Source organism: Exiguobacterium sp. s101, assembly GCF_018617835.1.
GTDB classification, from domain to species: Bacteria; Bacillota; Bacilli; order Exiguobacteriales; family Exiguobacteriaceae; genus Exiguobacterium; species Exiguobacterium marinum.
Genome location: NZ_JACSKX010000018.1, coordinates 18,597 through 43,843, shown reverse-complemented (window position 1 = coordinate 43,843; position 25,247 = coordinate 18,597). Strand labels below are relative to the sequence as shown.

Annotated in this window: 21 protein-coding genes and 2 tRNA genes; all 23 read right to left on the bottom strand. The window is 47.6% G+C overall.

All coding sequences use genetic code 11. The annotated features are described in order from the left end of the window. Positions 1 to 344 precede the first annotated feature (344 nt). Positions 345 to 1,835 carry a lysine--tRNA ligase gene (gene lysS, locus KNO76_RS12920; RefSeq protein ID WP_214704540.1) on the bottom strand — a complete coding sequence of 497 codons (1,491 nt, stop codon included), beginning with the start codon at positions 1,833 to 1,835 and terminating at the stop codon, positions 345 to 347. Positions 1,836 to 1,983: 148 nt separating this feature from the next. Then, complete coding sequence (gene dusB / locus KNO76_RS12915; protein ID WP_051546003.1) at positions 1,984 to 2,922, bottom strand: tRNA dihydrouridine synthase DusB; 939 nt, start codon at positions 2,920 to 2,922, stop codon at positions 1,984 to 1,986. A gap of 70 nt (positions 2,923 to 2,992) precedes the next feature. Then, the gene (gene folK / locus KNO76_RS12910; RefSeq protein ID WP_026824800.1) at positions 2,993 to 3,490 is read right to left on the bottom strand and encodes a 2-amino-4-hydroxy-6-hydroxymethyldihydropteridine diphosphokinase; all 498 of its coding nucleotides are present in this window, start codon (positions 3,488 to 3,490) and stop codon (positions 2,993 to 2,995) included. Continuing rightward, on the bottom strand, positions 3,487 to 3,852 hold the full coding sequence (gene folB, locus KNO76_RS12905) for a dihydroneopterin aldolase (protein ID WP_026824799.1): 366 nt from the start codon (positions 3,850 to 3,852) through the stop codon (positions 3,487 to 3,489). The genes folK and folB overlap by 4 nt, the downstream gene beginning before the upstream one ends. Continuing rightward, positions 3,845 to 4,630 (bottom strand): dihydropteroate synthase, encoded by a 786-nt coding sequence (gene folP, locus KNO76_RS12900; protein ID WP_214704527.1) that lies wholly within the window; start codon positions 4,628 to 4,630, stop codon positions 3,845 to 3,847. The genes folB and folP overlap by 8 nt, the downstream gene beginning before the upstream one ends. An 11-nt stretch (positions 4,631 to 4,641) precedes the next feature. After that, complete coding sequence (locus KNO76_RS12895) at positions 4,642 to 5,460, bottom strand: aminotransferase class IV (protein WP_214704525.1); 819 nt, start codon at positions 5,458 to 5,460, stop codon at positions 4,642 to 4,644. Further along, positions 5,444 to 6,028, bottom strand: a complete 585-nt coding sequence (gene pabA, locus KNO76_RS12890; RefSeq protein ID WP_214701497.1) for an aminodeoxychorismate/anthranilate synthase component II — start codon at positions 6,026 to 6,028, stop codon at positions 5,444 to 5,446. The genes KNO76_RS12895 and pabA overlap by 17 nt, the downstream gene beginning before the upstream one ends. Then, complete coding sequence (locus KNO76_RS12885; RefSeq protein WP_353047888.1) at positions 6,025 to 7,404, bottom strand: anthranilate synthase component I family protein; 1,380 nt, start codon at positions 7,402 to 7,404, stop codon at positions 6,025 to 6,027. The genes pabA and KNO76_RS12885 overlap by 4 nt, the downstream gene beginning before the upstream one ends. A 94-nt stretch (positions 7,405 to 7,498) precedes the next feature. Then, the gene (gene cysK / locus KNO76_RS12880) at positions 7,499 to 8,452 is read right to left on the bottom strand and encodes a cysteine synthase A (RefSeq protein ID WP_214885826.1); all 954 of its coding nucleotides are present in this window, start codon (positions 8,450 to 8,452) and stop codon (positions 7,499 to 7,501) included. Between the two features lie 84 nt (positions 8,453 to 8,536). Then, positions 8,537 to 9,466 (bottom strand): Hsp33 family molecular chaperone HslO, encoded by a 930-nt coding sequence (hslO, locus tag KNO76_RS12875; RefSeq protein WP_285800446.1) that lies wholly within the window; start codon positions 9,464 to 9,466, stop codon positions 8,537 to 8,539. Between the two features lie 19 nt (positions 9,467 to 9,485). Next, positions 9,486 to 10,250, bottom strand: coding sequence for a type III pantothenate kinase (locus KNO76_RS12870; protein WP_026824792.1), 765 nt, complete (start codon positions 10,248 to 10,250; stop codon positions 9,486 to 9,488). A 92-nt stretch (positions 10,251 to 10,342) separates the two neighbouring features. Continuing rightward, complete coding sequence (ftsH, locus tag KNO76_RS12865) at positions 10,343 to 12,367, bottom strand: ATP-dependent zinc metalloprotease FtsH (protein ID WP_214885825.1); 2,025 nt, start codon at positions 12,365 to 12,367, stop codon at positions 10,343 to 10,345. 105 nt (positions 12,368 to 12,472) lie between these two features. Further along, positions 12,473 to 13,018 carry a hypoxanthine phosphoribosyltransferase gene (hpt, locus tag KNO76_RS12860; RefSeq protein WP_026824790.1) on the bottom strand — a complete coding sequence of 182 codons (546 nt, stop codon included), beginning with the start codon at positions 13,016 to 13,018 and terminating at the stop codon, positions 12,473 to 12,475. Positions 13,019 to 13,053: 35 nt separating this feature from the next. Continuing rightward, positions 13,054 to 14,301: a tRNA lysidine(34) synthetase TilS gene (gene tilS / locus KNO76_RS12855; protein WP_214885824.1), complete on the bottom strand. Its 1,248-nt coding sequence runs from the start codon at positions 14,299 to 14,301 to the stop codon at positions 13,054 to 13,056. 69 nt (positions 14,302 to 14,370) lie between these two features. After that, positions 14,371 to 14,442, bottom strand: a tRNA-Glu gene (locus KNO76_RS12850). Between the two features lie 9 nt (positions 14,443 to 14,451). Beyond that, positions 14,452 to 14,528: transfer RNA gene (locus tag KNO76_RS12845), tRNA-Met, on the bottom strand. A 141-nt stretch (positions 14,529 to 14,669) separates the two neighbouring features. Continuing rightward, positions 14,670 to 17,282: a YhgE/Pip domain-containing protein gene (locus KNO76_RS12840; RefSeq protein WP_214885822.1), complete on the bottom strand. Its 2,613-nt coding sequence runs from the start codon at positions 17,280 to 17,282 to the stop codon at positions 14,670 to 14,672. Positions 17,283 to 17,485: 203 nt separating this feature from the next. Beyond that, positions 17,486 to 17,989 (bottom strand): S1 domain-containing RNA-binding protein, encoded by a 504-nt coding sequence (locus KNO76_RS12835; protein WP_026824787.1) that lies wholly within the window; start codon positions 17,987 to 17,989, stop codon positions 17,486 to 17,488. A 75-nt stretch (positions 17,990 to 18,064) separates the two neighbouring features. Further along, on the bottom strand, positions 18,065 to 18,439 hold the full coding sequence (locus tag KNO76_RS12830) for an FtsB family cell division protein (RefSeq protein ID WP_034770769.1): 375 nt from the start codon (positions 18,437 to 18,439) through the stop codon (positions 18,065 to 18,067). Positions 18,440 to 18,481: 42 nt separating this feature from the next. Continuing rightward, on the bottom strand, positions 18,482 to 18,754 hold the full coding sequence (locus tag KNO76_RS12825; protein WP_026824785.1) for an RNA-binding S4 domain-containing protein: 273 nt from the start codon (positions 18,752 to 18,754) through the stop codon (positions 18,482 to 18,484). Then, entirely contained in the window at positions 18,751 to 20,166 is a 1,416-nt protein-coding gene (yabN, locus tag KNO76_RS12820; RefSeq protein ID WP_214885820.1) for a bifunctional methyltransferase/pyrophosphohydrolase YabN, read from the bottom strand. The genes KNO76_RS12825 and yabN overlap by 4 nt, the downstream gene beginning before the upstream one ends. Before the next feature lies 1 nt (position 20,167). Next, positions 20,168 to 21,715, bottom strand: a complete 1,548-nt coding sequence (locus KNO76_RS12815) for a polysaccharide biosynthesis protein (protein WP_214885818.1) — start codon at positions 21,713 to 21,715, stop codon at positions 20,168 to 20,170. Then, positions 21,699 to 25,226 carry a transcription-repair coupling factor gene (gene mfd, locus KNO76_RS12810; protein WP_214885816.1) on the bottom strand — a complete coding sequence of 1,176 codons (3,528 nt, stop codon included), beginning with the start codon at positions 25,224 to 25,226 and terminating at the stop codon, positions 21,699 to 21,701. The genes KNO76_RS12815 and mfd overlap by 17 nt, the downstream gene beginning before the upstream one ends. Between the last annotated feature and the right edge of the window lie 21 nt (positions 25,227 to 25,247).

The window sequence follows — 25,247 nt, the reverse complement described above, 5'->3', positions numbered from 1 at the left end:
TTAAATTGACGAAGCTTGCGCTTCATTCAAAAATTGTAAAACTTATTTTTGCCTCATCGTTCAGTTTTCAAAGTTCGTCTGCCGCTCTTGGCGACTCTTAAAATAATACAAGTCATCGACACAGTTGTCAACCACTTTTTTATTTCTTTTCCGCTGCCATCAGCGGCAACGTTTATTACTTTACCGTACACTTCTCATTAACGCAAGGGTTTTTATTAAAGTTTTTCCGAAAAAGTTTTTTATTTATATGTTCTATCCTGTTTAACGGCTTCCTTATGCGTTTCTAGACTGACAAACATAAAAAAGCCAGCTCATACTCACGTATGATCTGGCCCTTCAATTGATTATTGTTGGTGACGCATCGTTGGGAAAAGAAGAACATCGCGGATTGAAGGCGCGTCCGTCAATAACATGACGAGGCGGTCAATCCCGATTCCAAGTCCACCTGTTGGTGGCATACCATATTCAAGTGCCTCAAGGAAATCATTATCGAGTTCATGTGCCTCATCGTTACCCGCTTCTTTTTCAAGCAACTGCGCTTCAAAACGTTCACGTTGGTCGATTGGATCGTTCAACTCTGTAAAAGCGTTCGCATGTTCACGACGAACGATGAATAACTCAAAACGATCTGTGAAACGTGAATCCGTTTCATTCTTCTTCGCCAATGGCGACACTTCAACAGGGTGTCCTGTGACAAATGTCGGTTGAAGCAACGTATCTTCAACTTTTTGCTCGAAGAATTCATTCACGATATGACCAAACGTCATATGATCTTGTACTTCTACACCGTGTTCTTTTGCAAGTGCACGTGCTTCACCATCGGACATTTGTTGCCAGAAGTCGACACCTGTTTCTTCTTTAACGAGGTCGACCATGTGTGCACGTTTCCAACCGATTCCAAGATGGATCGTATCTTCACCGTATTGTACATCCGTTGTACCGAGTACTTCTTTCGCCACGTGTGCGACTAATTCTTCTGTCAAATCCATGATATCGTTGTAATCCGCATACGCCTCATACAATTCGATCATCGTGAATTCAGGGTTGTGTCGCGTAGAGATTCCTTCGTTACGGAAGACACGCCCGATTTCATACACACGCTCTAGTCCACCGACAATCAAACGTTTCAAATGGAGTTCGATTGCGATACGCATGTAAAGTTCCATATCTAATGCATTATGATGCGTTAAGAACGGACGTGCTGCTGCTCCGCCTGCAATCGTGTGTAGCATCGGTGTTTCCACTTCTAGATATCCTTTTTGGTTTAAAAAGTTACGAATCTCTGAAATGATGCGGCTACGCAAAATGAAGGTCTGACGCGAATCTTGATTTGTGATCAAATCGAGATAGCGTTGGCGATAGCGTTGTTCCACATCTTTTAACCCATGATATTTGTCCGGAAGCGGACGAAGCGCCTTCGTTAATAATTCAAACTCTTCTACGTGAATTGAGAGCTCACCCACATTGGTTTTAAAGAGCTTCCCTTTCACACCGACGATGTCACCAAGGTCTGAAGACTTGAACAAGTCAAACGGCTCATCCCCGACATCGTTTTTCCGGACGTAAATTTGAATTTGACCTGTCACATCTTGAATGTGGGCAAAGAATACTTTCCCTTTCCCACGCTTCGTCATGATGCGTCCAGCCAATGTGACTTCTACGTCCTGTTCAGCCAAAGCCTCTTTTTCAATCGATTCATACTGCTCGTGTAATTCACCTGCGTGCGCAGAACGATCAAAGCGGTGACCGAACGGGTCAAGACCGCGCTCACGCATATCGGTCATCTTCTCAAAACGAACCTGCATTTGATCATTCATTTCTAACTCGTGGCTCACTATTCCATTCACTCCTCTATCCATATTGGGTTTCTCTCTAACAAAAAACTGTCGACCCGTTGGCCAACAGCACAGCCGAAGCCGTTCATTCGTTGTGGTGCACTTTTTCGCCAAACAAGCTTACCATAAATTAGTTCTTTTCACTAGTTCACACTTCTGACAGTTGTCGTTCGAGTTGATCGACAAATCCGTAAAGGACCGCCGCGAACGCCTCACGTGATTCTGTTTCATTAATTCGTTTACGGATCGGACCACTGCCCTTGAGTCCTTTCAAATACCAGGCCGCGTGTTGACGCATTTCGCGTACAGCTGTCAGTTCACCTTTAATCGCACTCAATCGATCGAGATGGAGCATACAGATATCGATTTTCTCACGAGCTTGCGGTTCCGGCGGAAGTTCTCCCGTTTCAAGGTACTGGATTGTTTGATAAAGCATCCATGGATTCCCAAGTGCTGCGCGTCCAATCATGACGGCATCCACACCGTACTGGTCAATCACACGTTTCGCGTCCTGCGGGGTCGCGATATCTCCGTTCCCGATAATTGGTACGGTCGCCACTTTCTTCGCCTCGCCAATCCAGTCCCAATTTGCGGTTCCTTCATATTGTTGGGCCCGCGTGCGTCCGTGAATGGCGATGGCCGCCGCCCCACCCGTCTGAGCCGCTTTGACGTTATCCAAAATAAAGATATGATCGTCATCCCAGCCAAGGCGCATTTTCACCGTGACTGGTTTTTCGACTACCTTGGTGACGGCATTGACCATCTCATACACTTTATCCGGGTCGAGTAACCATTTTGCTCCGGCGTCACACTTGGTTACTTTCGGTACGGGACAACCCATGTTGATATCAATGATATCCGCATTTGTGTTTTGATCGACGTATTGTGCGGCTTTGACGAGTGTATCTTTAGAGCCTCCAAAGATTTGTAAACTGAGTGGTTTCTCCCGTTCATCGACATATAGCATACGCATTGTTCGGGTGTTTTCAAGCAAAATCCCTTTATCGCTGACCATCTCCGCACATACGAGTCCCGCTCCGAACTCTTTCGCAATCAAGCGAAAAGCCGGGTTGGTCACGCCTGCCATCGGTGCAAGAACTGCGCGGTTTTTAATATCTATGTTTCCAATCTTAAAGCCAGTCAAGACAACACATCCTTCATTTCACCAAATTCATTAATAACTGCAATCGAACGACATCTTGACGGTCTACTTCCGGTAACGCGTCAAGCCAAGAAGTCACCGTTCTTCCTTTTACAACCAGTTCCGGCGCAATTTCCGTTAACGGGGCGAGCACAAACGCACGCTCATGCATACGTGGGTGCGGAACCGTCAAGTGTTCTGATTGAATATCTTCCCCATTATAAAAGAGGATGTCAAGGTCGATTGTACGTGGTCCGTTCTTAAACAGGCGCTTTCGACCTAGCTCTCGCTCAATTTGTTGAAGGGTTTCTAGCAGTCCGGCCGCTGACTGCGAACTCTCTACCTCGACCACCATATTATAAAACGACGGTTGCTCCGTGTAACCGACAGGAGCCGTCTCATAGACCGATGACTGCTTTGTGACTTTGAGACTCGCTCTCTCCATCTCATCGATTGCAGCAGACAATTGCGCAGCCCGCTCCCCAATGTTCGCTCCTAATGCGATATAAATCATGGTGTCCGTCTCCTTGTCATCTCAATTGCCACCGAGTCGTAATGTCCTGGAATCGGCGGGTCCGGCTTGATGACTTTCACCGTCACACTTTGAATCAACTCATGATGAGCCAAAACAGCTGAAGTAATCCGTTCTCCAAGTGCTTCAAGTAAATTGACCGGATCACCCGTCACAATCTCTTCTGTCAATTGATATAAGCCGGCATAACTGACCCCTTCATTCAAATCATCGGAACGCCCCGCAGGTGCAAGGTCCAGCTCACACATTAAATCCACGTGAAACCTTTGACCGAGACGATTCTCTTCTTCAAACACACCATGATAACCGTAAAAACGCATTCCGTTCACAAAAATTTTATCCATGTCCATCCCCCCCAATCATCGCATCCATCATTTTCGCTGCGCGGGCATTCTCTTTCACATCATGTACTCGTACCCATGAGCATCCCTTCATAATCCCGAGACAGGTTGTCGCAATCGTCCCTTCTACTCGCTCTTCTGTCGGTAAATCGAGCGTGTGCCCGATAAATGATTTACGGGACGTACCGAGTAGCACTGGATAACCAAGACGAGTGATTGCATCGAGATGATTCATGAGTTCTAGATTTTGTGCCACGTCTTTCGCGAATCCGATGCCCGGGTCTAACCAAATGTGTTCATTCCTTACACCTGATGCGTGAGCAATCCTAATCGATTCCTGTAAATCACTGACCACATCCTCAATGAAACGGTTATATTCCCGCTTTTTCCGATTATGCATAAGAATGATGGGCACACCATATTCAACGGCGACACGCGCCATCGATTGGTCTCCCCATTTAGAACCCCACACATCATTGATGATTGTCGCTCCCGCCTCTAATGCCGCTCTCGCCACCGTTGGCTTATACGAATCAATCGAGATGGGCACATCAATCTCTTCTGTTAACCTCTTGATGATTGGGACGACACGTTCAATCTCTTCTTCTTCGGATACGAGTTCCGCGCCCGGTCTCGTCGACTCACCACCGACGTCAATCGCATCGGCACCTTCTTGTACGAGCTGATTCGCGTGACGTACGGCTTCCTCGATTGCCGTATATCGCCCTCCATCCGAAAAGGAGTCCGGGGTCACGTTTAAAATTCCCATGATTTTCGTCATACTTCCGCCTCCTATCCAAGTGAACGAATAAGTTCCGTCCACGCTTCTTTAAATCGCACCCCGTCTTTACCGGGGAAGGAGTGATCTCCGTACTGAGTCACCGGGGCAATTTGTTGAATCGAGTTCGTCATCCAGATTTCTTTCGCTACAGATAATTCTTCAAACGTCACGGATTGTTCGACTACAGAGAAATGTTCCATCACCCATTTCCGCGTCACACCTGCGAGCGGTCCGCTCGAGAGTGGTGTCGTGTATAACACATCATCCGGTCCGACCCAAAAGATGTTCGACACGAGACCTTCCACCACGTGTCCATTTTCGTCAGCAAATAGACCTTCCGCATCCGGATTTTGGAGAGCCCGTTTTCCGAGGATATTGTTCATATAATGATGCGACTTTAATCGAAACGCCGCTTCAGGACGACTTCTCGGGAAAGGGATTGGTTCCACTTGTTTCTCCTGTGGTACAACTTCTGCAGGTAACGGTTTTACGATCATTGTGACGTTCGGTGCTTCATAGCGCCCGGCGTACAGACCGAGGGGCGCGACACCTGCCGACACATTTAACCGAATATATAAATTAGGCGCATCATTTTGCCGACACAGTCGTTGAATCGCTGTCTCAATTTCTGCTTTCGTATACGGAAAATCAATCCATAACGCTTCCATGCTCTTATTCAGACGCTCCCAATGTGCATCGAACAAAAACGGCACAAAATTATAGGTCCGTAACGTTTCAAATAAGCCCATTCCATACAAGAAACCATGATCTTCAACCGGAATCAACACCTTCTCTTGCTCGACTATATCGCCGTTATGCCAATACAACATGACGATACTCCTCGATAAAGTTTCGAATCATCTCTTTCCCATGCTCAGTCAAAATCGCTTCAGGATGATATTGCACCCCTTCAATCGGAAGCGTTCGGTGACGGAGCGCCATGATTTCCCCAGTCTCCGTCTCCGCAGTGACCGCTAGACATTCCGGTAGAGTCGAATGCTCCACGGCCAATGAGTGATAACGGGTCACGATTGTCTGTTGAGGAATGTCTTTGAAAATCGATTTTCCGTCATGTTGAATCTTCGACGTTTTCCCGTGCATGAGTCGCTCCGCATGAACGACTTCACCGCCGAACGCTTGCGCAATCGCTTGGTGACCGAGACAGACACCTAAAATCGGAATACGGCCCGCGAACGCTTGGATTGCCTCTACGCTGATCCCTGCCTCATTCGGAGTACAAGGTCCTGGAGAAATGACAAGATAGCTTGGGGAAAGCGCCTCGATTTCTTGAATCGATACTTCATCGTTTCGATACACGATTAGTTCCTGACCAAGTTCACCGAAATACTGCACCAAGTTATACGTGAATGAGTCATAGTTATCAATCAGTACAATCATGTCGTTTCCTCCGCCATTTGCTTCGCCGTCCATAGCGCCTTCGCTTTGGACAGTGACTCTTCATATTCTGAGACCGGGTCCGAATCGATGACGATTCCCGCTCCTGCTTGAACGTATGCGATTCCATCTTTCACGACCATCGTCCGAATCGTGATATTGAAGACGAGGTCGTCATTCCAACTTAACCAACCATACGAGCCGGTGTAGAGTCCCCGGCGAACCGGTTCGAGTTCTTCAATGATTTCCATCGTTCGAATTTTAGGCGCTCCTGTAATCGTGCCACCTGGGAACATCGCTGCCAACGCTTCGGCTCCAGAAATCTCATCACGAATGGTGCCACGTACGTTCGAAACGATATGTTGCACGTGTGAATATTTTTCAATCACCATCAATTCATCCACATGAACGCTACCGTACGCCGCAACTTTCCCGAGGTCGTTCCGCTCCAAGTCAACGAGCATGACATGTTCCGCTTGCTCCTTTTCATTTTCAAGTAGCGTGTTCGCCAATTCCAAATCTTCCGCATCATCTTTCCCACGCGGACGCGTACCCGCGATCGGACGCGTCGAAATGTCAGATTGGTGTTTCTCAAGCAACAACTCTGGTGACGCGGAGACCATTGTCAATGCGTCGTCCACAAAATACCCCATGTATGGAGAGGGATTCATTCGACGGAGAGTATCGTACACCCGACGTGGGTCAGCGAGAAGCGGTTCTGATTGACGAACACTCAAGTTCACTTGAAACACATCACCTTCCACGATATATGACTGAATCTGTTTGACAGCTTCGACGAACTCCTCCTGAGACATGGAGCGCGATTGCTCTACAGGGAGATGTTCCGTCGGTTTGAACGCATAATGCGACTCGACGTTCCACATGGCTGCCCACCGATCCACTTTGCGCTCCACATCACGTTCTGCTGTGACCATTAAGTAAAGGGTCGACGACTCTTCGTCGAACACAGCCACTTCGTCAAATAGAAGAAACGAGACGTCTGGCGTCGATAAATCATCTGCCGCTTGGTTAGGGAGACGTTCAATCGTCCGAGCCACATCATAACTGACATAACCGATCATACCACCGAAAAATGGAGGGGTCCCTTCTGGACGTTCAGCCTCAAACCGCTTCCGAACTTCACTGGCCAATTCGAGCGGTTCCCCGTACATCGTTTCAGTCATATTTCCGATTTGAAGGAGACCGACGCCGTCTTTTACATAGAAGCGACCGAACGGTTCAATTCCTGCAATCGTATACCGCCCTGCCCTCCCGCTTTCTAGCCATGCATGGTACGGCTGATCTGCTGTCAACGTCATGTATGTTTCATACATTTTTTCTTTCGTCATCCGCTTCGTTCTGAACGCTGTCGATCTCACATGTCATTCCTCCGTCTATTCATTCATGCTTTTTATTGTACACAAGAAAAGACAGCAACCGAAAGAGAATGTCTCTCGATTACTGCCTAAAATGTTATACCCGACTCTCGTTTGACTCTTCATCAAATTGATAGAGTGGTGTACTCAAGTAACGTTCTCCGTTTGACGGGATGATCGCCAACACGTTCTTCCCTTTACCGAGACGCTTCGCTGTATCAAGCGCCGCCGCAATCGCGGCCCCTGAAGAAATACCTCCGAGCACACCATTTGTGCGCGCTGCTTGGCGAGCATATTCAAACGCTTGTTCTGTCGTGATTTGAAGAACACCCTCGTAAATTTCTGTATCGAGAATGGATGGGACGAACCCGGCACCAATTCCTTGAATTTTATGAGGACCCGGCTTCCCACCAGACAAGACTGGTGAATCAATCGGTTCAACTGCCAAAATCTTCACATCTGGATATTTCGCCTTCACGACTTTTCCTGCTCCGGTAATCGTACCACCAGTACCGACTCCTGCGATAAGTGCATCCACCGTAAGTCCCGTTTCTTCGAACGCTTCCACAATCTCAGGTCCCGTCGTCATTTCATGAACGTTCGGGTTGGCCGCGTTATTGAATTGTTGCGGGAGGAAGTAGCCGTGCTTCTCAGCTTCTTCAGTGGCACGACGAATCGCCCCGCCCATCCCTTCAGACCCTGGCGTCAAGATGAGTTCAGCTCCATATCCACGAAGAAGATTACGACGCTCCATGCTCATCGTCTCAGGCATGACGAGAACGGCTTTGTATCCTTTCGCGGCACTGACCATCGCGAGACCGATTCCCGTGTTTCCGCTCGTTGGCTCGATGATTGTATCACCAGGCTTCAAGATGCCGTCTTTTTCAGCCGCTTCAATCATCGCTAGTGCAATCCGGTCTTTGACGCTTGATCCCGGGTTCATATATTCAAGCTTCAGATACACATCGGCATCCTCTAGTCCAGTCATTCCGTTCAATTTCACAATCGGGGTCTTTCCAATCAAGTCTGTCACTGAGTTTACGATTCGCATTACATTTCCTCCTTCATAATTCCGACTATTCCGATATTGTTATCATACCCTATCGAATTGAAAATATGCAATTTGGAACGTTGCTTACGCTTGTGCTTGCTCTTTCATCGTCTCTAATTGTTCCGCTGAGAAATGATACTTTTCCCCACAGAAATGGCAAACCGCTTCGGCTCCACCATCTTCTTCAATCATCTGACGAATCTCTTCTTTTCCGAGACCGATAATGGCGTTTTCCATTCGTTCGCGACTACATGTGCAGTTGAATTGAATCGGATTACGATCGAGGACATCGAGACTATCGCCAAGTAGTAATTGAAGCATCTCCTCTGGTGTCTTTTCTTCACCAATCAAGACAGATACGGGCGGGAACGTCTGAAGTGCTTTTTCGAGCGACTGCACCGTTTCTTCAGAAGCGTTCGGAAGCAATTGTACGATCACACCGCCTGCCGCAAGAATCGATTCGTCTTCCGGTAAGACGAGAACACCGGCTCCAACGACCGATGGCACTTGTTCTGATGTTGCGAAGTAGTACGTGAAGTCTTCACTGATTTCACCTGTTTGAATCTCTGAAGAACCACCAACATAATCTTTCAACCCTAAATCTTTAATGACTGAGATGGTTCCTTTTCCGACGACTTCGCCTACTTTCAACTTCGTCAATCCTTGTTCGTTGACGAACGTTCCACCATCGACACGCGGATACGATACATATCCACGGACATCCCCCGCTGTATCTGCATCCACGATAATTTTCCCGATTGGACCATCACCTTCGACTTTAAGCGTGACGCGTGCTGCACCTTTTTGCATCGCACCAATCATCGAGCCAATTGTCATTGTCCGTCCGAGGGCTGCTGAAGCAACTGGTGTCGTCTGATGACGAAGTTGTGTTTCGTACACTGTCTTTGTCGTACGTGCTGCAAACGCTCGTACTTCTCCGTTGAACCCGAGAGCTCGAACGAGATAATCGTCTTTCATTTGATTGAGTAATGCTTGTTGTTCTGTATGAACCATATACTTTAACTCCTTTAGTTTACTTTTGATTGCGCTCGTAAATGAGGCGGAGGCCTTCGAGTGTCAGGAACGAATCCACATGATCAATCGTTTCTGCATGTTCACTGATCAATCGTGCCAATCCTCCAGTCGCAATGACAGTCGCTTCACCAACTTCACGCTTCATTCGATTCACGATACCGTCCACTTGAGCCACGTAACCATAATACGTTCCGGATTGCATCGCTTGAATCGTATTTTTCCCAACGACCGATGGCGGGGTTGCCAGTTCAATTCGTGGTAGTTTCGCAGCACGCTGATAGAGTGCCTCTACTGAAATCATGATACCTGGTGAGATGATGCCGCCGTGGTAGCGACGTTTCTCATCGATGTAACAATACGTGGTTGCCGTTCCAAAATCAACAATTATGAGCGGACCGTCATACTTGGCGATTCCAGCCACAGCGTTGACAATTCGATCGGCTCCAACTTCGCGTGGATTCTCAACGTGAATGTCTAATCCCGTCTTCACACCTGGACCGACAACGATCGGTCGTACATTGAAGTATCGCTGTGACATTTGTTCAAGTGGAAAAATGACCGGGGGTACGACAGAGGATAAGATGACACCTTCAACCTGCTCAAACGAGACGTTCGATTGGTCGAATAGCGACTTCACAAGCATGCCGTACTCATCAGTTGTTTTCGTACGATCGGTCGAGATGCGCCAGTGGTGTACGAGATTATCTTCATCGTACATCCCGAGAACAATATTTGTATTTCCAACATCAATCACTAAAATCATGATATAGTTCCTCACTTTGTTGTCAATTGCAGTTCGCTCGAATTATAACATGAAAAAAGACGAATGCCTCGTCAAGGGCATTCGTCTACTGATTAACGTGATTCGTTATTCGGACGCTCCGTCGGTGTCGCCTCGGGCTTATCACCTTCAGGCACAACATCCGGTTGGCTTTCTTGAACAGCTTCGGGTTGATCGATGACTTGACCGTGCTGAACGGCTGCCTCATCTTTCTTCGCTGCTTCATCTGAGTCCGTTGATGCATCCACGTCTTCTTCCGGTTCATGCGGGAGATATTCGCGTGTCTTGATCAAATGACGAATCTGTTTCGAATCGAGCGTTTCCACATCAAGCAACGTCTTCGCAACGAGTTCGAGATCTTCACGACGTTCTGTCAAAATCTGCTTCGCTTTCGCATAGCAGTGGTTGATGATGTCACGAATCTCTAAGTCGATTTCTTGTGCGATTGCATCTGAATAATTCTGTTCCGTCTGGAAATCGCGACCAAGGAAGACTTGACCACCGTGGTTCGAACCGAGTTGGAGTGGTCCGAGCTTATCGCTCATCCCATAATCCATGACCATCTTACGAGCAATACCAGTAGCACGCTGGAAGTCGTTGCTCGCTCCAGTCGACACTTCACCAAAGATGACATCTTCGGCGACACGTCCACCAAGGAGACCAACAATCTTATCTTCGAGCTCAGGTTTTGTCATGAAGTAACGGTCCTCTTTCGGGAGCATGACGACATATCCTCCCGCGTTTCCACGTGGGACAATCGTCACTTTGTGTACTTCATCCGCATTCTCAAGTTCGAGACCGATGATTGTGTGACCCGCTTCGTGATAAGCGACAATCTTGCGTTCTTTATCCGAAATGATTCGGCTCTTCTTCGAAGGACCGGCGATGACGCGGTCAATCGCTTCTTCCACGTCGACAACCGATACCGCTGCGCGGTTCGAACGTGCCGCAACGAGTGCCGCTTCGTTCAAGAGGTTCTCTAAGTCCGCTCCAGAGAATCCTGGTGTACGCTGTGCGATTGATTTTAAGTCCACTGTCGAATCAAGTGGCTTGTTACGCGCATGAACTTTCAATACTTCTTCCCGTCCCTTTACATCAGGACGATCGACCGTGATTTGACGGTCAAAACGACCTGGACGAAGGAGGGCAGGGTCAAGAATATCCGGACGGTTTGTCGCCGCAACCATGATAATCCCTTCGTTGTCGCTGAATCCATCCATCTCAACGAGCAATTGGTTCAATGTTTGTTCACGCTCATCGTGTCCACCACCTAGTCCGGCACCACGTTGGCGTCCGACCGCATCGATTTCATCGATAAAGATGATACACGGAGCATTCTTCTTGGCGTTTTCGAACAAGTCACGAACACGTGACGCACCGACCCCGACGAACATCTCAACGAAGTCCGAACCTGAGATCGAGAAAAATGGTACACCTGCTTCACCGGCTACTGCACGGGCCAATAGTGTTTTACCTGTCCCCGGAGGACCAACGAGTAACACACCTTTTGGAATACGTGCACCGAGTTTTGAGAATTTACGAGGATCTTTCAAGAATTCAACGACTTCGATGAGTTCTTGCTTCTCTTCGTCTGCTCCGGCCACATCTTCAAATGTGACACTACGCTTCTCTTGGTCGTATAATTTAGCCTTCGATTTCCCGAAGTTCATCACACGACCACCACCGCCACCACCTTGCGCTTGGTTCAACAAGAAGAAGAACAAGATGAAGATGATGATAAACGGTAAAATCGCAAAGATGATACTGAACCAACTACTGTTCGATTCAGCTTCCTCGATTTGAATATCCGTATTCGCTCGAAGCTGTGTTAATACATCCGCATACTCAGCTTCGTTCGCTGGAATATTTGTTTCATAACGCTGGTCTTCATCTCCTGTAAGATCGCCTGTAATCGAGATAGCTCCCGGGATTTCTTGTACGGTTGCCGTCTCAATCCGATCATCTTCCACATATTCTAGGAATTTCGAATACGAGAGTGTTTCACTCTGACTATTCGGATTCTGCAAATATTGAAGGAACAAGATCAAGGCTAGGAAAATCACACCAAAAACCAATGTGTTTTTCACTGCACGATTCATTCTCTGCCTCCTATTCCGAGAAACGATGTTCTCGCCCATTCAGTATATGCCTATACTTTGGGGATTTCTTTTATCTTACCACGTCACATTTTCAAAAGAAAAATGTTAGCCCCCGTAAACGCTCGGTTTGAGCACACCGACGTAAGGAAGATTACGATATTTCTCTTCATAATCCAAACCGTAGCCAACGACAAATTCGTGTGGGATAACGAAGCCGCTATAGTCTGCTGATAAACCATTTTTACGCCCTGTCGGTTTGTCGAGAAGCGTGACAATCTTCACAGATTTCGCTTTACGGTATTTAAGAAGATCGACGAGATAACCAAGCGTCAATCCACTATCAATAATATCTTCTACAATCAAGATGTCGCGTCCTTCTACAGATGTATTTAAATCTTTGTCGATTTTAACCTCACCTGTTGACGATGTGCCACCATGATACGTCGATACGTCCATGAAATCCATCTCTAAGTGGATGTCCATTTCTTTAACGAGGTCCGACATGAACGGCATCGCGCCTTTCAATACACATACGAGAAGCGGGAACTCTTCTTTATAATCTTCGCTAAGTGTTCCGGCAAGTTCTTGTACCTTTTCTTGAATCTCTTCACGCGAGATTAAAATTTTTTCCATATCGTTGATTAATGACATCTTGAAATCCTCCTCTTTCTGTTTCGACACAATCATCATTTTACCATTAATCGTAGACAATTCGCATCTAATCGTAGACAATTCGCATCCGACTTGTCTAGAAAATCTGAAACTCTTACACCAATAATCGCGAGAATCCGTCCAGAAGCGTCTTCAAGCAGTGGCAGCATCGGACGAATGGATCGATCAATTTTTTCATCAATTAAAATTCGAGCCACTTTTTTTGTCCCTACGGTTAAACGCATCCGATCACCCGGTTTAATTGTACGAATTGTGAGCGGATATGTGATTTCATGTAATGGGATGCCCTCTTCCCCCTCGTCGATAGACAGGGAGATTGTCCGCTCTCCGAATTGAACCACAGTCGGTAGCGTTTCTACTTGAATCGGATGGAGCGGATAGATGCTTAAACGTTGTACAAGATTAAGTACCCTATTCCGCTTGGTCATGAACCATTCCCCCTGGAGATGATAAATGCCTGTATCCTTTTGACTCATCAATAGTTTCTCGATCGCCTCCGTCACATTTACCTCGTAACGAGCGGACAACAACCGACCGACCGTGTACCGTTCGAGCGATGACAAACGTTCAACGTGATCAAGTTTCACATGAAACGCTTTCATTTCGAGTTCTACATATGCCTCCACCCACCGTTCGCACGATTGGTACCGTCTATCCCAGTCGGCACGGGCCACTTTTGCCGCTTCGCTGACTTCTTTCACAACCGATGGCCACGTCTGTTTCAGTTTCGGCACGATCTCATGGCGAATGAGATTCCTTAAGTAGGTGCGTTCTTGGTTTGTTGCGTCTTCGCGCCACTCTAATTCGTTCCGTCGGGCATACTCAATCAGTTGAGCTTTCGACTCATATAACAACGGACGGATGAGTCTCCCGTTACCAAATTTCCGGATTTCGGGAATCCCTTTCACTTCAATCACGTTTCGATGAAGTTGAATGAGCACCGTTTCTAACTCATCGTCCGCATGATGTGCCGTTGCCAATGTGTCATATCCATATTCACTCATGACGTCTTCAAAGAATTGATATCGGGCCTCTCGATATCGCTCTTGTGATTTTCCTTTTTGAAAATCAAGACGCTTCCCATGAAACGGGATTTGATAGGATGCCGCTATATTTGCGACGAACGTATACTCTTCATCTGATGCTTCTCGTAGACCATGATGGACATGAGCCACCGCTACGTTCCATCCTTGTTTGACAAGGCGGTCTAAAAGGACAATCGAATCCACACCGCCAGACACAGCGACGAGCACCTTTTTCATGAATTCCCTCCTTAGGTATAACAAAAGAAGCCATCTCGTTTGAGATGGCTTCTTTTCGCTTAGGCTAAGTGACCCGTACGGGATTCGAACCCGTGTTACCGCCGTGAAAGGGCGGTGTCTTAACCGCTTGACCAACGGGCCTAAATAAAATGGTAGCGGCGGAGGGAGTCGAACCCACGACCTCACGGGTATGAACCGTACGCTCTAGCCAGCTGAGCTACACCGCCATGTTATTGTTGTGTCCTAAGCACATTTTCTATAATAACCAGTCATCATTCGAGTGTCAATTCTTTTTTATATTTTTTTAATAAAAAAATCGTGTATAGCGTCGTCTTCCCCACTATACACGATTTTATAACGTTTTTACATCATGCTTCTGATGCGATTGGGCGATATTTTTTCTTCCATGCGATTCGGAAGTACGCCCACAGCAATGCAAAGCATCCGGCAGCCACAAACGTTAAATAGATGGTAGCTGTCTGCAAGTACTGTGCACCGTCTGCCGATAGAATTTCTTTATACCCAGCAACCGTATATGTCATTGGAAGCAGTGCATTGAACGGTTGTAACGCTCTTGGAATCAATTCGAGCGGGAACGTTCCCGCAGACGTCGTCAATTGCAAAATCAACAAGACGATTGCCACAAAACGCCCCGGATTTCCGAGCGTTGTCACGAGCAACTGCACGATAAAGAGGAACGTGATGCTCGTCAACCAGCTGAAACCTAAAAATTTCAACGGCTCGCTCACTTCAAGACCGAGTAGTTGCACCATTGCCACATCGAGAATTAAGGCCTGAAGGAATCCGACGACAACGAGAACGCCAGACTTCGATATCACCCATGACAGACTCCGTTTTGGACGCCCCACTGGATCGTACAATGGATAGACGATCGAGAGAAGGAGTGCCCCGACAAAGAGTCCAAGTGACATGAAATACGGAGCGAATCCTGTACCGTAGTTCGGCACTTCGTGAATCGAGTTGTCGACGAGCGCAACCGGACCTGCCATCATCTCCACATTATTGTCAGTTAACCCGATATCTGCATCTTCCGCGCCTTTTAATAAGGCGTCACGAAGTTCATCGCTGCCGGATGCAAGGTCTGTCATCCCATCGGCGAGTTCACCGCTACCGGATTGAAGTTCTTGTCCACCGTCTGCTAACTGACTCGCGCCATTCGCTAGCTCACTTGTTCCGGCACCAGCATCCTGCGCGCCGTCTGCAAGCTCACGACTACCGGATTGAAGTTTTTGACCGCCATCAGCTAACTGATTCGCGCCGTTGGCTAACTCGCTTGTTCCGGCACTAGCGCTCTTCGCACCATCCGCAAGCTTCACACTTCCCTCAGAGAGTTGTCCAGTCGCGGCTACGAGCTTATCACTGCCTGTTACGAGTTCATTCGTCCCATCTTGAAGTTGCGTCGCACCTTGATTGAGTTTCGAACTGGCTGCCACAAGCTCTTGTGAGCGACCGGCCGCTGTTTGCGTGCCTTGCTCGATTTGACTAGAGCCACTGGCTAATGCTTTAGCGCCTTCGACCAATTTTGTTTGACCTGTGCTTAATTCAGAAAGTCCTGACAAAAGTTCTCCAGCACCTGCCTCTGCTTGCTCTAGACCAGCAGCTAATGAGGTTTGTCCATCCTTCACTTTCGTCGCACCAGCAGCTAATTGATCAAAACCTGCCGCCGTTTCTTGTTTTCCATCTCTTAGTTGCGCAGCGATGGCTTGAAGCATTTCAGGTGACACGGATTGACCCGATTCGGCGAGTGCCGTCAGTTGTCCAATCAACTCATCTTGCTTCGCGGTCAACTCAGATTTCATTTGTCCGATTCCATTGACCAATTCCGTCTGACCCACGACAAGTGCCGCGTTACCGTCTTTCGCGGTGGTCAATGCACCCGCAAGTTGATTTGCGCCGTCATTTAATGCGGACGCACCCTCTTTCGAGCGTTCAATTCCTGCAGAAAGGTCTTGAACGCCTTGGTTCAACGTTTTTGCACCTGTATGCAGTTCATCTAGTTTTGATGCAAAAGTTCCTGTGCCTTCAACGAGTTGACTCGTTCCGTCTTGTAACGCGTAGGCACCATCGCTGACACGATGTACACCATCTGAAAGAGAGGCTGAGCCTTCATGAACTTGTTGACTCCCATCTGCAAGTTCAGAGGAACCATCAACCAGTTGAGTCACGCCATCCTTTAATTGACTTGCTCCATCTGCGAGTTCACGCTGTTTCGAAGCGAGTAATTTTGTTCCTTCTGCTAGCTCAGAGGAACCATCGGCCAACTGGGCGATCCCATCATTTAACTGACTTGCTCCATCTGCGAGCTCACGTTGTTTCGAAGCAAGTAACTCCGTCCCATCCGCCAATTTGACGGCACCGTCTTTAGCTGTTTTTGAGCCTTCTGCAAGTTTTGTTGCACCGTCTGCCGCTTCATCAAGTCCGTCGGCTACGTCATTCAGCCCATCTTTCAACGCACTGACGTACTGTTTCGATACCTCGGTCGAAAGCTCCGCTTTTACTTGCTCCATCGCGGAACCACCGATTTGCGCAGCTAAGAAATTATACGATTCATTCGCAATATACTTCAATTCAAGTTGCTCTGGATTTTCATCCAAAGCTGTCGTTGCTTTTTCCGAAAAGTCTTCCGGAATCTCAATCGCCATATAGTAATCATGGTCTTCCAATCCAGATTCCGCTTCTTTTTCGGTCGTCTCGACAAACTCGAACGCTTCCGACTTCAATAACTTGTCAATGAGATCGTCCCCAATCTCAAGCGACTCCCCTTCAAACGTTGCCCCTTTGTCTTCATTGACGATGGCGACCGGCAAATCTTTCATCTGTCCGTAAGGATCCCAGAAAGCCCATAAAAACATACCGGCATACATTAGCGGTACGAGTGCGACTGCGAGAATCGGGACCAACACACGTGGGTTCTTAAAGATACTCCGCCACTCCGCCGTCCACAGTTTCCATCCATTCATTTTTCTCTCCACCTTCACTTATAAAACATAACTATTTTTTCATGTTCCCTATTTTGCTCCCTTCCCCGAAAAAAAGCAACTATTTTAGTTATTTTTCATAATTTTTTTTCAAAACAAAAAAAGTCGCGAACAAAAATGTTCACGACTCGTCTTATATTAAGACCTATATAGTTACGAGTAGAAGCTAATTGGTATTCGAAGGATTACCCGCGTTTGGCTCCACGTCCACCGCGTTTCGAATCTGTTTGACGTTTCAAAGTCGTAAGACGCTCGTCGCTATCTTTCAAAAATTTACTCATCAATGTATCAAATGTTTCTGGCTCGCGGCGCTGCGGTTCGCGACGACCACCACCACGTGGGCCACCACCGCTGCGTCCACCAGGACGTGGACCGCCTTGACTAGGGCCGCCCGGGCGTGGACCACGAGAGAAACGCTCACCGGCCGGACGCTCAGGACGTTCGCTTACAGGGCGGTCTACTGCTTTTTTGATGGATAATCCAATTTTCCCATCGCTTTCGACGTTCAATACTTTCACCGTGACTTCTTGACCGACTGTCAACACTTCATTGATATCTTTGACGTAAGAGTCTGCCACCTCACTGATGTGCACTAAACCTGTTTTGCCGTTCGGGAGCTCGACGAACGCTCCGAAATGCGTAATCCCTGTGACCTTACCTTGTACCTTGCTTCCTACTTCAATTGACATAAAATAATGTACTCCTTTTTTTGATTGATTCTTTACAATTATACGAGTCGTTTCCTCAACGGTCAACGAACCAACTTATTCTTCTGGTGAGAAGTAGAAAATAATCTCTCCATCTTTAGAGAAAAGCAGCTCATTTCGCGCTAAGTTTGCGATATAATCTTCATCTTGTAATCGCTCCGCTTGCTCTTTCAATTCATCTTGCTCGTCTTGTTGTTCACGCAACTCTACTTTTGCTTGAGCGTATGCTTGTTGTTGGTCCGACACATAGCCGACTTTTGAAAAGTAACTTTGCCCAATCAAGACCATAACAAATAAAAATAGGAGTGAGGCCGCTGCCAAACGACGGCGAAGATGAATTCGCCGCCGATGTGTGTCTTTTTCCAGCTGTTCTCTACGCTCGTCTAGCGCACGAATGCGCCGTTGTCGATCCATCGGATTACGTCCATTCATCGCCTCATCCCCCTCCTCTTAATACACTAAGTATACTTTTTTTTACGAGTTGATACTACCATCCATCTTCTCTTCTTTAAGTAAACGATACATTTCTTTCGCATCTTCTTTACGTGCATGTTCCGCGATTGAATCAATAACGACCGTAACAAGCTTATTTCCGAACCGAATTTGTAGTTCATCTCCGACTTTGACGTCTGTGCTCGCCTTTGCGACTTGTCCATTCAATTGAATCCGTCCCTGATCTGCTACTTCTTTCGCTAACGTACGACGCTTGATCAAACGTGATACCTTTAAAAATTTATCTAGTCTCATAAACCTTTCTCCTTTGCCTCGTTCCAAAGTTCATCCATTTGTTCGAGTGTCATCTGCTGAAGGTCCCCATTTACTTCAATGAATTCGAATCGACGTTTAAACTTTCGGTTCGTCTGTTCTAGAGCTTGCTCGGCATTCAGCCCAACGTATCTCGCGATATTGACGATGGAAAACAATACATCTCCTAATTCTGATTCGTCACCAAGTTCCTCACGCCATTCGTTCAATTCTTCTTCGAGCTTCGTGAAGGCCCCGGATACGTCATCCCACTCAAACCCTACTTGGGCGGCTTTCTTTTGAAGTTGTTCCGCCCTCATCAATGAAGGTTGGTCGATGAGCACACCATCGAGATGCGATTGTTTCTTTTCCCCTTTTTCGGCTTGTTTAATCGTGTTCCAATTTTTCACGACCTCGGAGGCGTTTTCAACTGTGATGTCCCCAAAGACGTGTGGATGACGACGTACCATCTTTTCACTAATCGAACCAATCACATCACGAATATCAAAGTACCCTTCATCTGCACCGATTTGAGCATGTAACATGACTTGGAGCAAGACGTCGCCCAGTTCTTCAATAATCGCATTATCATCTTCTGCATTGATGGCTTCAATCAGTTCGTACGCTTCTTCCAGTAAATACTTCCGAAGCGACTCATGTGTCTGTTTGCGGTCCCAGGGGCAGCCGTTCGGACCCCGAAGTGTTGCAATAATCTGTTTGAGTGTCGCAAAATCTTTCGCCAAATACGATTCGTCGACGAGCGGTGGCACATAGAGCGTCGTCAAATTGTTCACTTCCGCCACACGGTCCATCTCGAATAGCGGAATGTGTTCAATTCGTTCTTGTGTAGTTCCTGCAGCGGTCACAAGGGTGACGGGATGCTCATCCGGATAACGCTCCATTAGCTGCACTTTGACATCCCCTGCTACAAATCCATCGTACACTTGACCAATAAGAATGTGCTGGGTGACCTGCAGTCGTTCAAGGTCGAGGGCTGTCGCATCAAGCAGTTGAAATCCATTGATTGGATCGATTTGAAGCGCTTGAAACATCGCGTCTAAAAAGCTTTGACCGCCAAGCACATGAAGATCGGCTCCGCGTTCCACCAACAGTTCAACGGTCCGTTCTGCTACGAAAGGATGACCCGGTACAGCATATGTGATCGCCATTTCTTCACATTTATTCATTAATGTCTCAACAATCTGATTATAGACCTCTTCAAATGTTTCGCTTGATTCGTAAATCGAATCAAAAGAATCGAATACGAGCCCTTCTGATTCTAACTCACGAACGACCGGATGCTCTTTCGTCCGCAACCAGACGAGTGGTTGCTGTTTTAAATGGCGGTACACACCGAGTGGTAATTGATTTAACTCGCCGGACCCGAGTCCGACCACCGTGATTGTATAACCCATATCAGTTCTCCTTTTTTTCAAGCACATCGAGTAGACGACTTCCGAACGGAATCAACTCCCATTCCGCAAGTGACAACATCCGTGTGCTCCATAATCTCCATATATAGAGGACGGCCCCACTACTCACCATCCCGATCAACCATCCGAAAGCAGTGATTCTTGAATCGACCCACATCTGACCAACCCAGTTTAACACGGCAATGAGGAATAGCATGGGTACCAGGGCTTTCCATAGCGATTTGTAATGTTTCGACCGAAACGAGCCGAGCGGAATCGAACGGTCGAGCGCTTTAAAGTTATAGAATGCCATCGCCAAAAAGCCGATTGAGGTACCAATTGCCGCCCCCTCAATCCCATAGATTGGCACAAGCCATGCATTCGTCACACTCTTCACCAAAATCGCGACGACCATACTACGAGCGGCGACCCATTCTCGATCAATCGCCTGCAAACAAGTCATACTTACAATCGCCAAAGAGGCAGCGAACGTACTTGTAGCTAAAAACATAAGTGCTTGTGTTCCTGACTCATCTTCAAATAGTGCCACGTTCAAGAAGAACATGACCCCTATCAAGCCGATTGTCGCTGCACCAGCAATCGCAGTCGTCACCCGAATCATCGAACGGAGTCCTTGTGTCGTCTTTTGTAGATGTCCCGCACGATAATGACGGACGAGCATCGGCACATTCGCCATCCCGATGGTCGTCGTGAACAGGATGGCGAATTGGACGAGCGGGTATCCCCGATCAAACACTCCTTTGCTCACCTTCGCGTCATACGTCCCCCCCATCAAATTGACGATGGTGAAAGAGTCGACAAGTTGCATCCATAGAATCCCGAGTGAGGCAAACCCCACCGCAAATCCTGTTGTCAGCAAAAGTCGCATCCCACTTCGAAACGTGGCTCGTCGCACCCTTACAATCCGTATTCCTCGTGCACGATAAACCAGAAAGGCAATCGCTACGATTCCACCAATGAGTGTCGCACCGTACGCATATTGGCTAAGCGTATAGGCATCTTTTCCGAGTCGTACCCCGAACCATAATAGTGACAGCATGACTGTGACGCGGACAAAGTTTTCGAGCACTTGTGACCATGCACTCGGTCGTAAGTCATCTCTCGATTGAAAAGCGCCACGTAATACGGCCGAGGCTGGCATAAGTAAATAACTTAAACTGATCACCCGGAGTGCCGGTGCCAGCTGCTCATCTCCTAGCCATCCGGCAATGGTCGGTGCGAATACCCATACCGTAACAACGAGGACAATCGATAGTAGAAACAGCGCATAAAAGCTCCCCCATAGCACTTCCAACTTTCGATTTTCCCCTTTTGTCCCGACACCAATTTTCGCAATAACGACTGGCATCGCATAAATCCCGAGTGAAGCCACGATCGCAGCGAATGGATAGACGGTTTGATAGGCATAGAGCCCGAAGTCACCCGCTAAGTTTTGATACGGGACACGATAAGCGAAGCTAATCAGTTTCGACACGTAGCCGGCAATGGCGAACAAGACGACGCCTTGCGCAAATTTACTTGGCGACTGCATCGCCTACCAACCGCTTCGTCAGTTCCTCTAATACAGTATCGGCATCATTTAGGAGCTCTGTTAGGGGGACACGGCCACTGAGCGATAGTTTCAACGCCCCATCTTCTTGACCCACCCCAAGTTTGCGACCGAGCGGCATTGTCCATTCCATGAAGGATGATACATCAAGTGCAGCTGTCGACTCTTTTGATAAGACGATTTCAATGCGTCCCGGTGTTTGCTTGATCCGACTCACTTTTGCCAGTTCTCCGTAAATACGTAAGCGCGTCAGTTGAATGAGAAGCGCGACCGGTTCAGGGAATTCACCAAATCGCTCAATCAATTCGTCTTGAAGGGCGAATAATGCGCTTGGCGTATCCGCATATTTGAAACGTTTGTACATCTCGATTTTTAATTCACTATCCGACAAATAATTATCTGGGATATACGCATCCGCTTGGAATGCAATTTCCGGCTTGAATACGACTTGTTTTGCTTGTCCACGCATTCGGTCTTTCCGCTCCTCGATTGCTTCGGAGAGCATTTGTGAGTACAGATCGAAACCGACCGAATCGATAAACCCTGATTGTTGTGCACCTAGCAAATTACCAGCACCCCGAATCGATAAGTCCCGCATCGCAATCTTAAAGCCACTTCCGAGCTCCGTGAACTCTTTAATGGCCTGAAGTCGGCTTTCGGCAACTTCCGTTAAGCGCTTATCTTTTCGATAGGTGAAGTACGCGTAGGCGATTCGATTCGAGCGTCCGACACGACCACGAAGTTGATAGAGCTGCGACAACCCCATCTTGTCAGCATCATGGACGATAAGTGTATTGACGTTTGGAATATCGATTCCCGTCTCGATGATTGTCGTCGAGACTAAAATATCTGCCTCTCCTTCTAAAAAGCTGATCAATTGGCTCTCGAGCTCACTCTCCGTCATCCGTCCATGTGCCGTCGCGATACGCGCGTCCGGTAATAGGGCACGAATTTCTTCCGCTTTTCGTTCGATACCGTCGACACGGTTATAGAGGAAGAACGCCTGCCCACCACGAGCGAGTTCACGCTCTAAAGCTTCACGCAAGACGATTCCGTCATACTCCATGACATATGTTTGGACCGGATATCGATTTTCAGGTGGTGTTTCCAATACGGACAAGTCACGGATTCCAATCATCGACATATGGAGCGTCCGTGGAATCGGTGTGGCAGTCAACGTGAGCACGTCGATATTCGTCTTCAGTTGTTTCAAACGTTCTTTATGTTTAACGCCGAACCGTTGTTCTTCATCGATGATGACGAGACCGAGATTGGCAAACGTTACGTCTTTAGACAACACGCGGTGTGTACCGACGACAATATCAATCGTCCCTTCTTTCAAGCCCTTCTTCGTCGCGGTCATCTCACTTTTCGAGCGGAAACGGCTCATGACCGACACATTGATTGGAAATTCGCTGAATCGTTCGAGCATCGTCTCATAATGCTGTTGGGCGAGGACGGTCGTCGGGACAAGAAATGCGACTTGCTTTCCGGCGAGTACCGCTTTAAATGCCGCCCGAATCGCCACTTCCGTTTTCCCATATCCAACATCTCCGCATAAGAGACGATCCATCGGACGCGAGCGTTCCATATCTGCTTTGATTTCAGCAATCGAGCGAACTTGATCTTCTGTTTCAGCGTACGGGAATGAAGATTCAAACTGACTCATCTCTTCATCGTCCGACGGAAACGCAAAACCAACCGAGGCCTCTCGTGCCGCATACAATTTAATCAACTCATCGGCAATGTCTTCAACCGATTTAGCGACCTTCGATTTGACCTTCTTCCATTCCGTGCCACCCAGTTTATAAATCTTCGGTTCTTTTCCTTCTGCCCCGACATATTTTTGCACGAGATCAATTTGGTCGACTGGTACGTAAAGGGCATCGTCACCAGCATAGACGAGATGAAGGTAGTCCTGATGAATCCCACCGACCTCAATCGTTTTGATGCCTAAGTACTTTCCGATTCCATGGTGCACGTGGACGACATAATCGTTCGGCTTCAACTCTTGGTAACTCTTGATTCGTTCCGCGTTCGTCAAGTTCTTCGTCTGACGTTTCCGTTTCGTCACACGTTTGAACAGTTCTTCTTCTGATACAACGACAAGACGACTCGTAGATAATTCAAACCCACCTTCAATTTGACCGATAATGACGGACACACGTCTCGGTTCTAACTCTCCATCGACATTCGTAAACGTCGAGGAAATCCCATAGTCTGAAAGAAGTGCTGTTATTTTATCTGCACGCGACCGATCTCCCGCGAGCACGACAATTCGTTGATCACCTTGTTGCCAACGTTCCACTTCTTGTTTCAATAAGTGCATCTGTCCGTGAAATGCCGGTAGCGGACGACAGCTCAAATGAACCGTATCGGTCTCAGGTATCCCTGAACGACGAGACGGCAATAATGAGAAGGCCACTTGTTTCAAGTCAAGGAACACTTTATGCATTGGGACGGCGAGCGTATAGTTACTGACCGCTTCCCCTTTTTCGATGAGCGAAGAGAACCACTCGGCGTCTTCCCGGTCCTGCACATCCGCGGCGTCATCAATTCGTGCCACTTCATCCAAAATGAGTACGGCGTCTTTTCCTACGTAATCAAGAAGCGTTGATGTATAAAGAAGTGGCGAATACTTTCCTACTTTATCTGGGAAATCACCACGCTCTAAACGTTCGATATCCGTCACGACTCCTTCATCGAGCGCCTGACGAATCACATCGTTTGTAATCAATTCCACCGTTCTGTCGTATTGCTTGCGAAGAGCGCTACCCGCTTGTTTCAACTGTTCCTCAGTCGCAACAAACTCCGTTGCAGGCGTAATACACACTTCCCCTACCACCCCGAGCGAACGTTGGGTTTCGGCATCAAACGTAAAAATCGAATCAATTTCAGTGTCAAACAAGTCAATTCGATATGGACGCGCTTCTGTGAGCGGGTAAACGTCTAATATACTACCTCGTACGGAAAACTCGCCTGGCGTCGTTACAGTTGCCGTCCGTTCATACCCCATCCCCGACAATTGTTTCGCAAAATCCGCTAAATCGAGATCACTTCCAGGCTTCAACATGACGCGGCTGTCTTGCCATGCTTTTGGACTCGGCATGTAACGTCGTAATCCACCGAGTGGCACGACAACAACGCCTCCTGTTTGGTCAAGGAGACGGGTACGGGCATCGATTCGGGCGGCCAACAGTTCCGGACTAGATGTCAGTGATAGTTCACCTGCTAGCGTCTCATCAATTGGATAAAGCAGTGTTTGATCAGGGCCGATGAGTGACTCAAGTTGATCAAACATTTTTTGTGCTTGATACATATTGTGTGTCACAACGACGAGGCGTCTCGCTGACGATTTCACGAGTCCTGCTAAGACAAGAGCTTTCGCGCTCGTCGTCAGACCCGTTACCAATTGACGGTCCACTTTTTGTAGCCGCTCGCGAATGATATTCGTCTCAGGGAGCGCCACCATAAATCTTTCTAAAGCATTCATTTGTTTTCCTCCAACTCATAC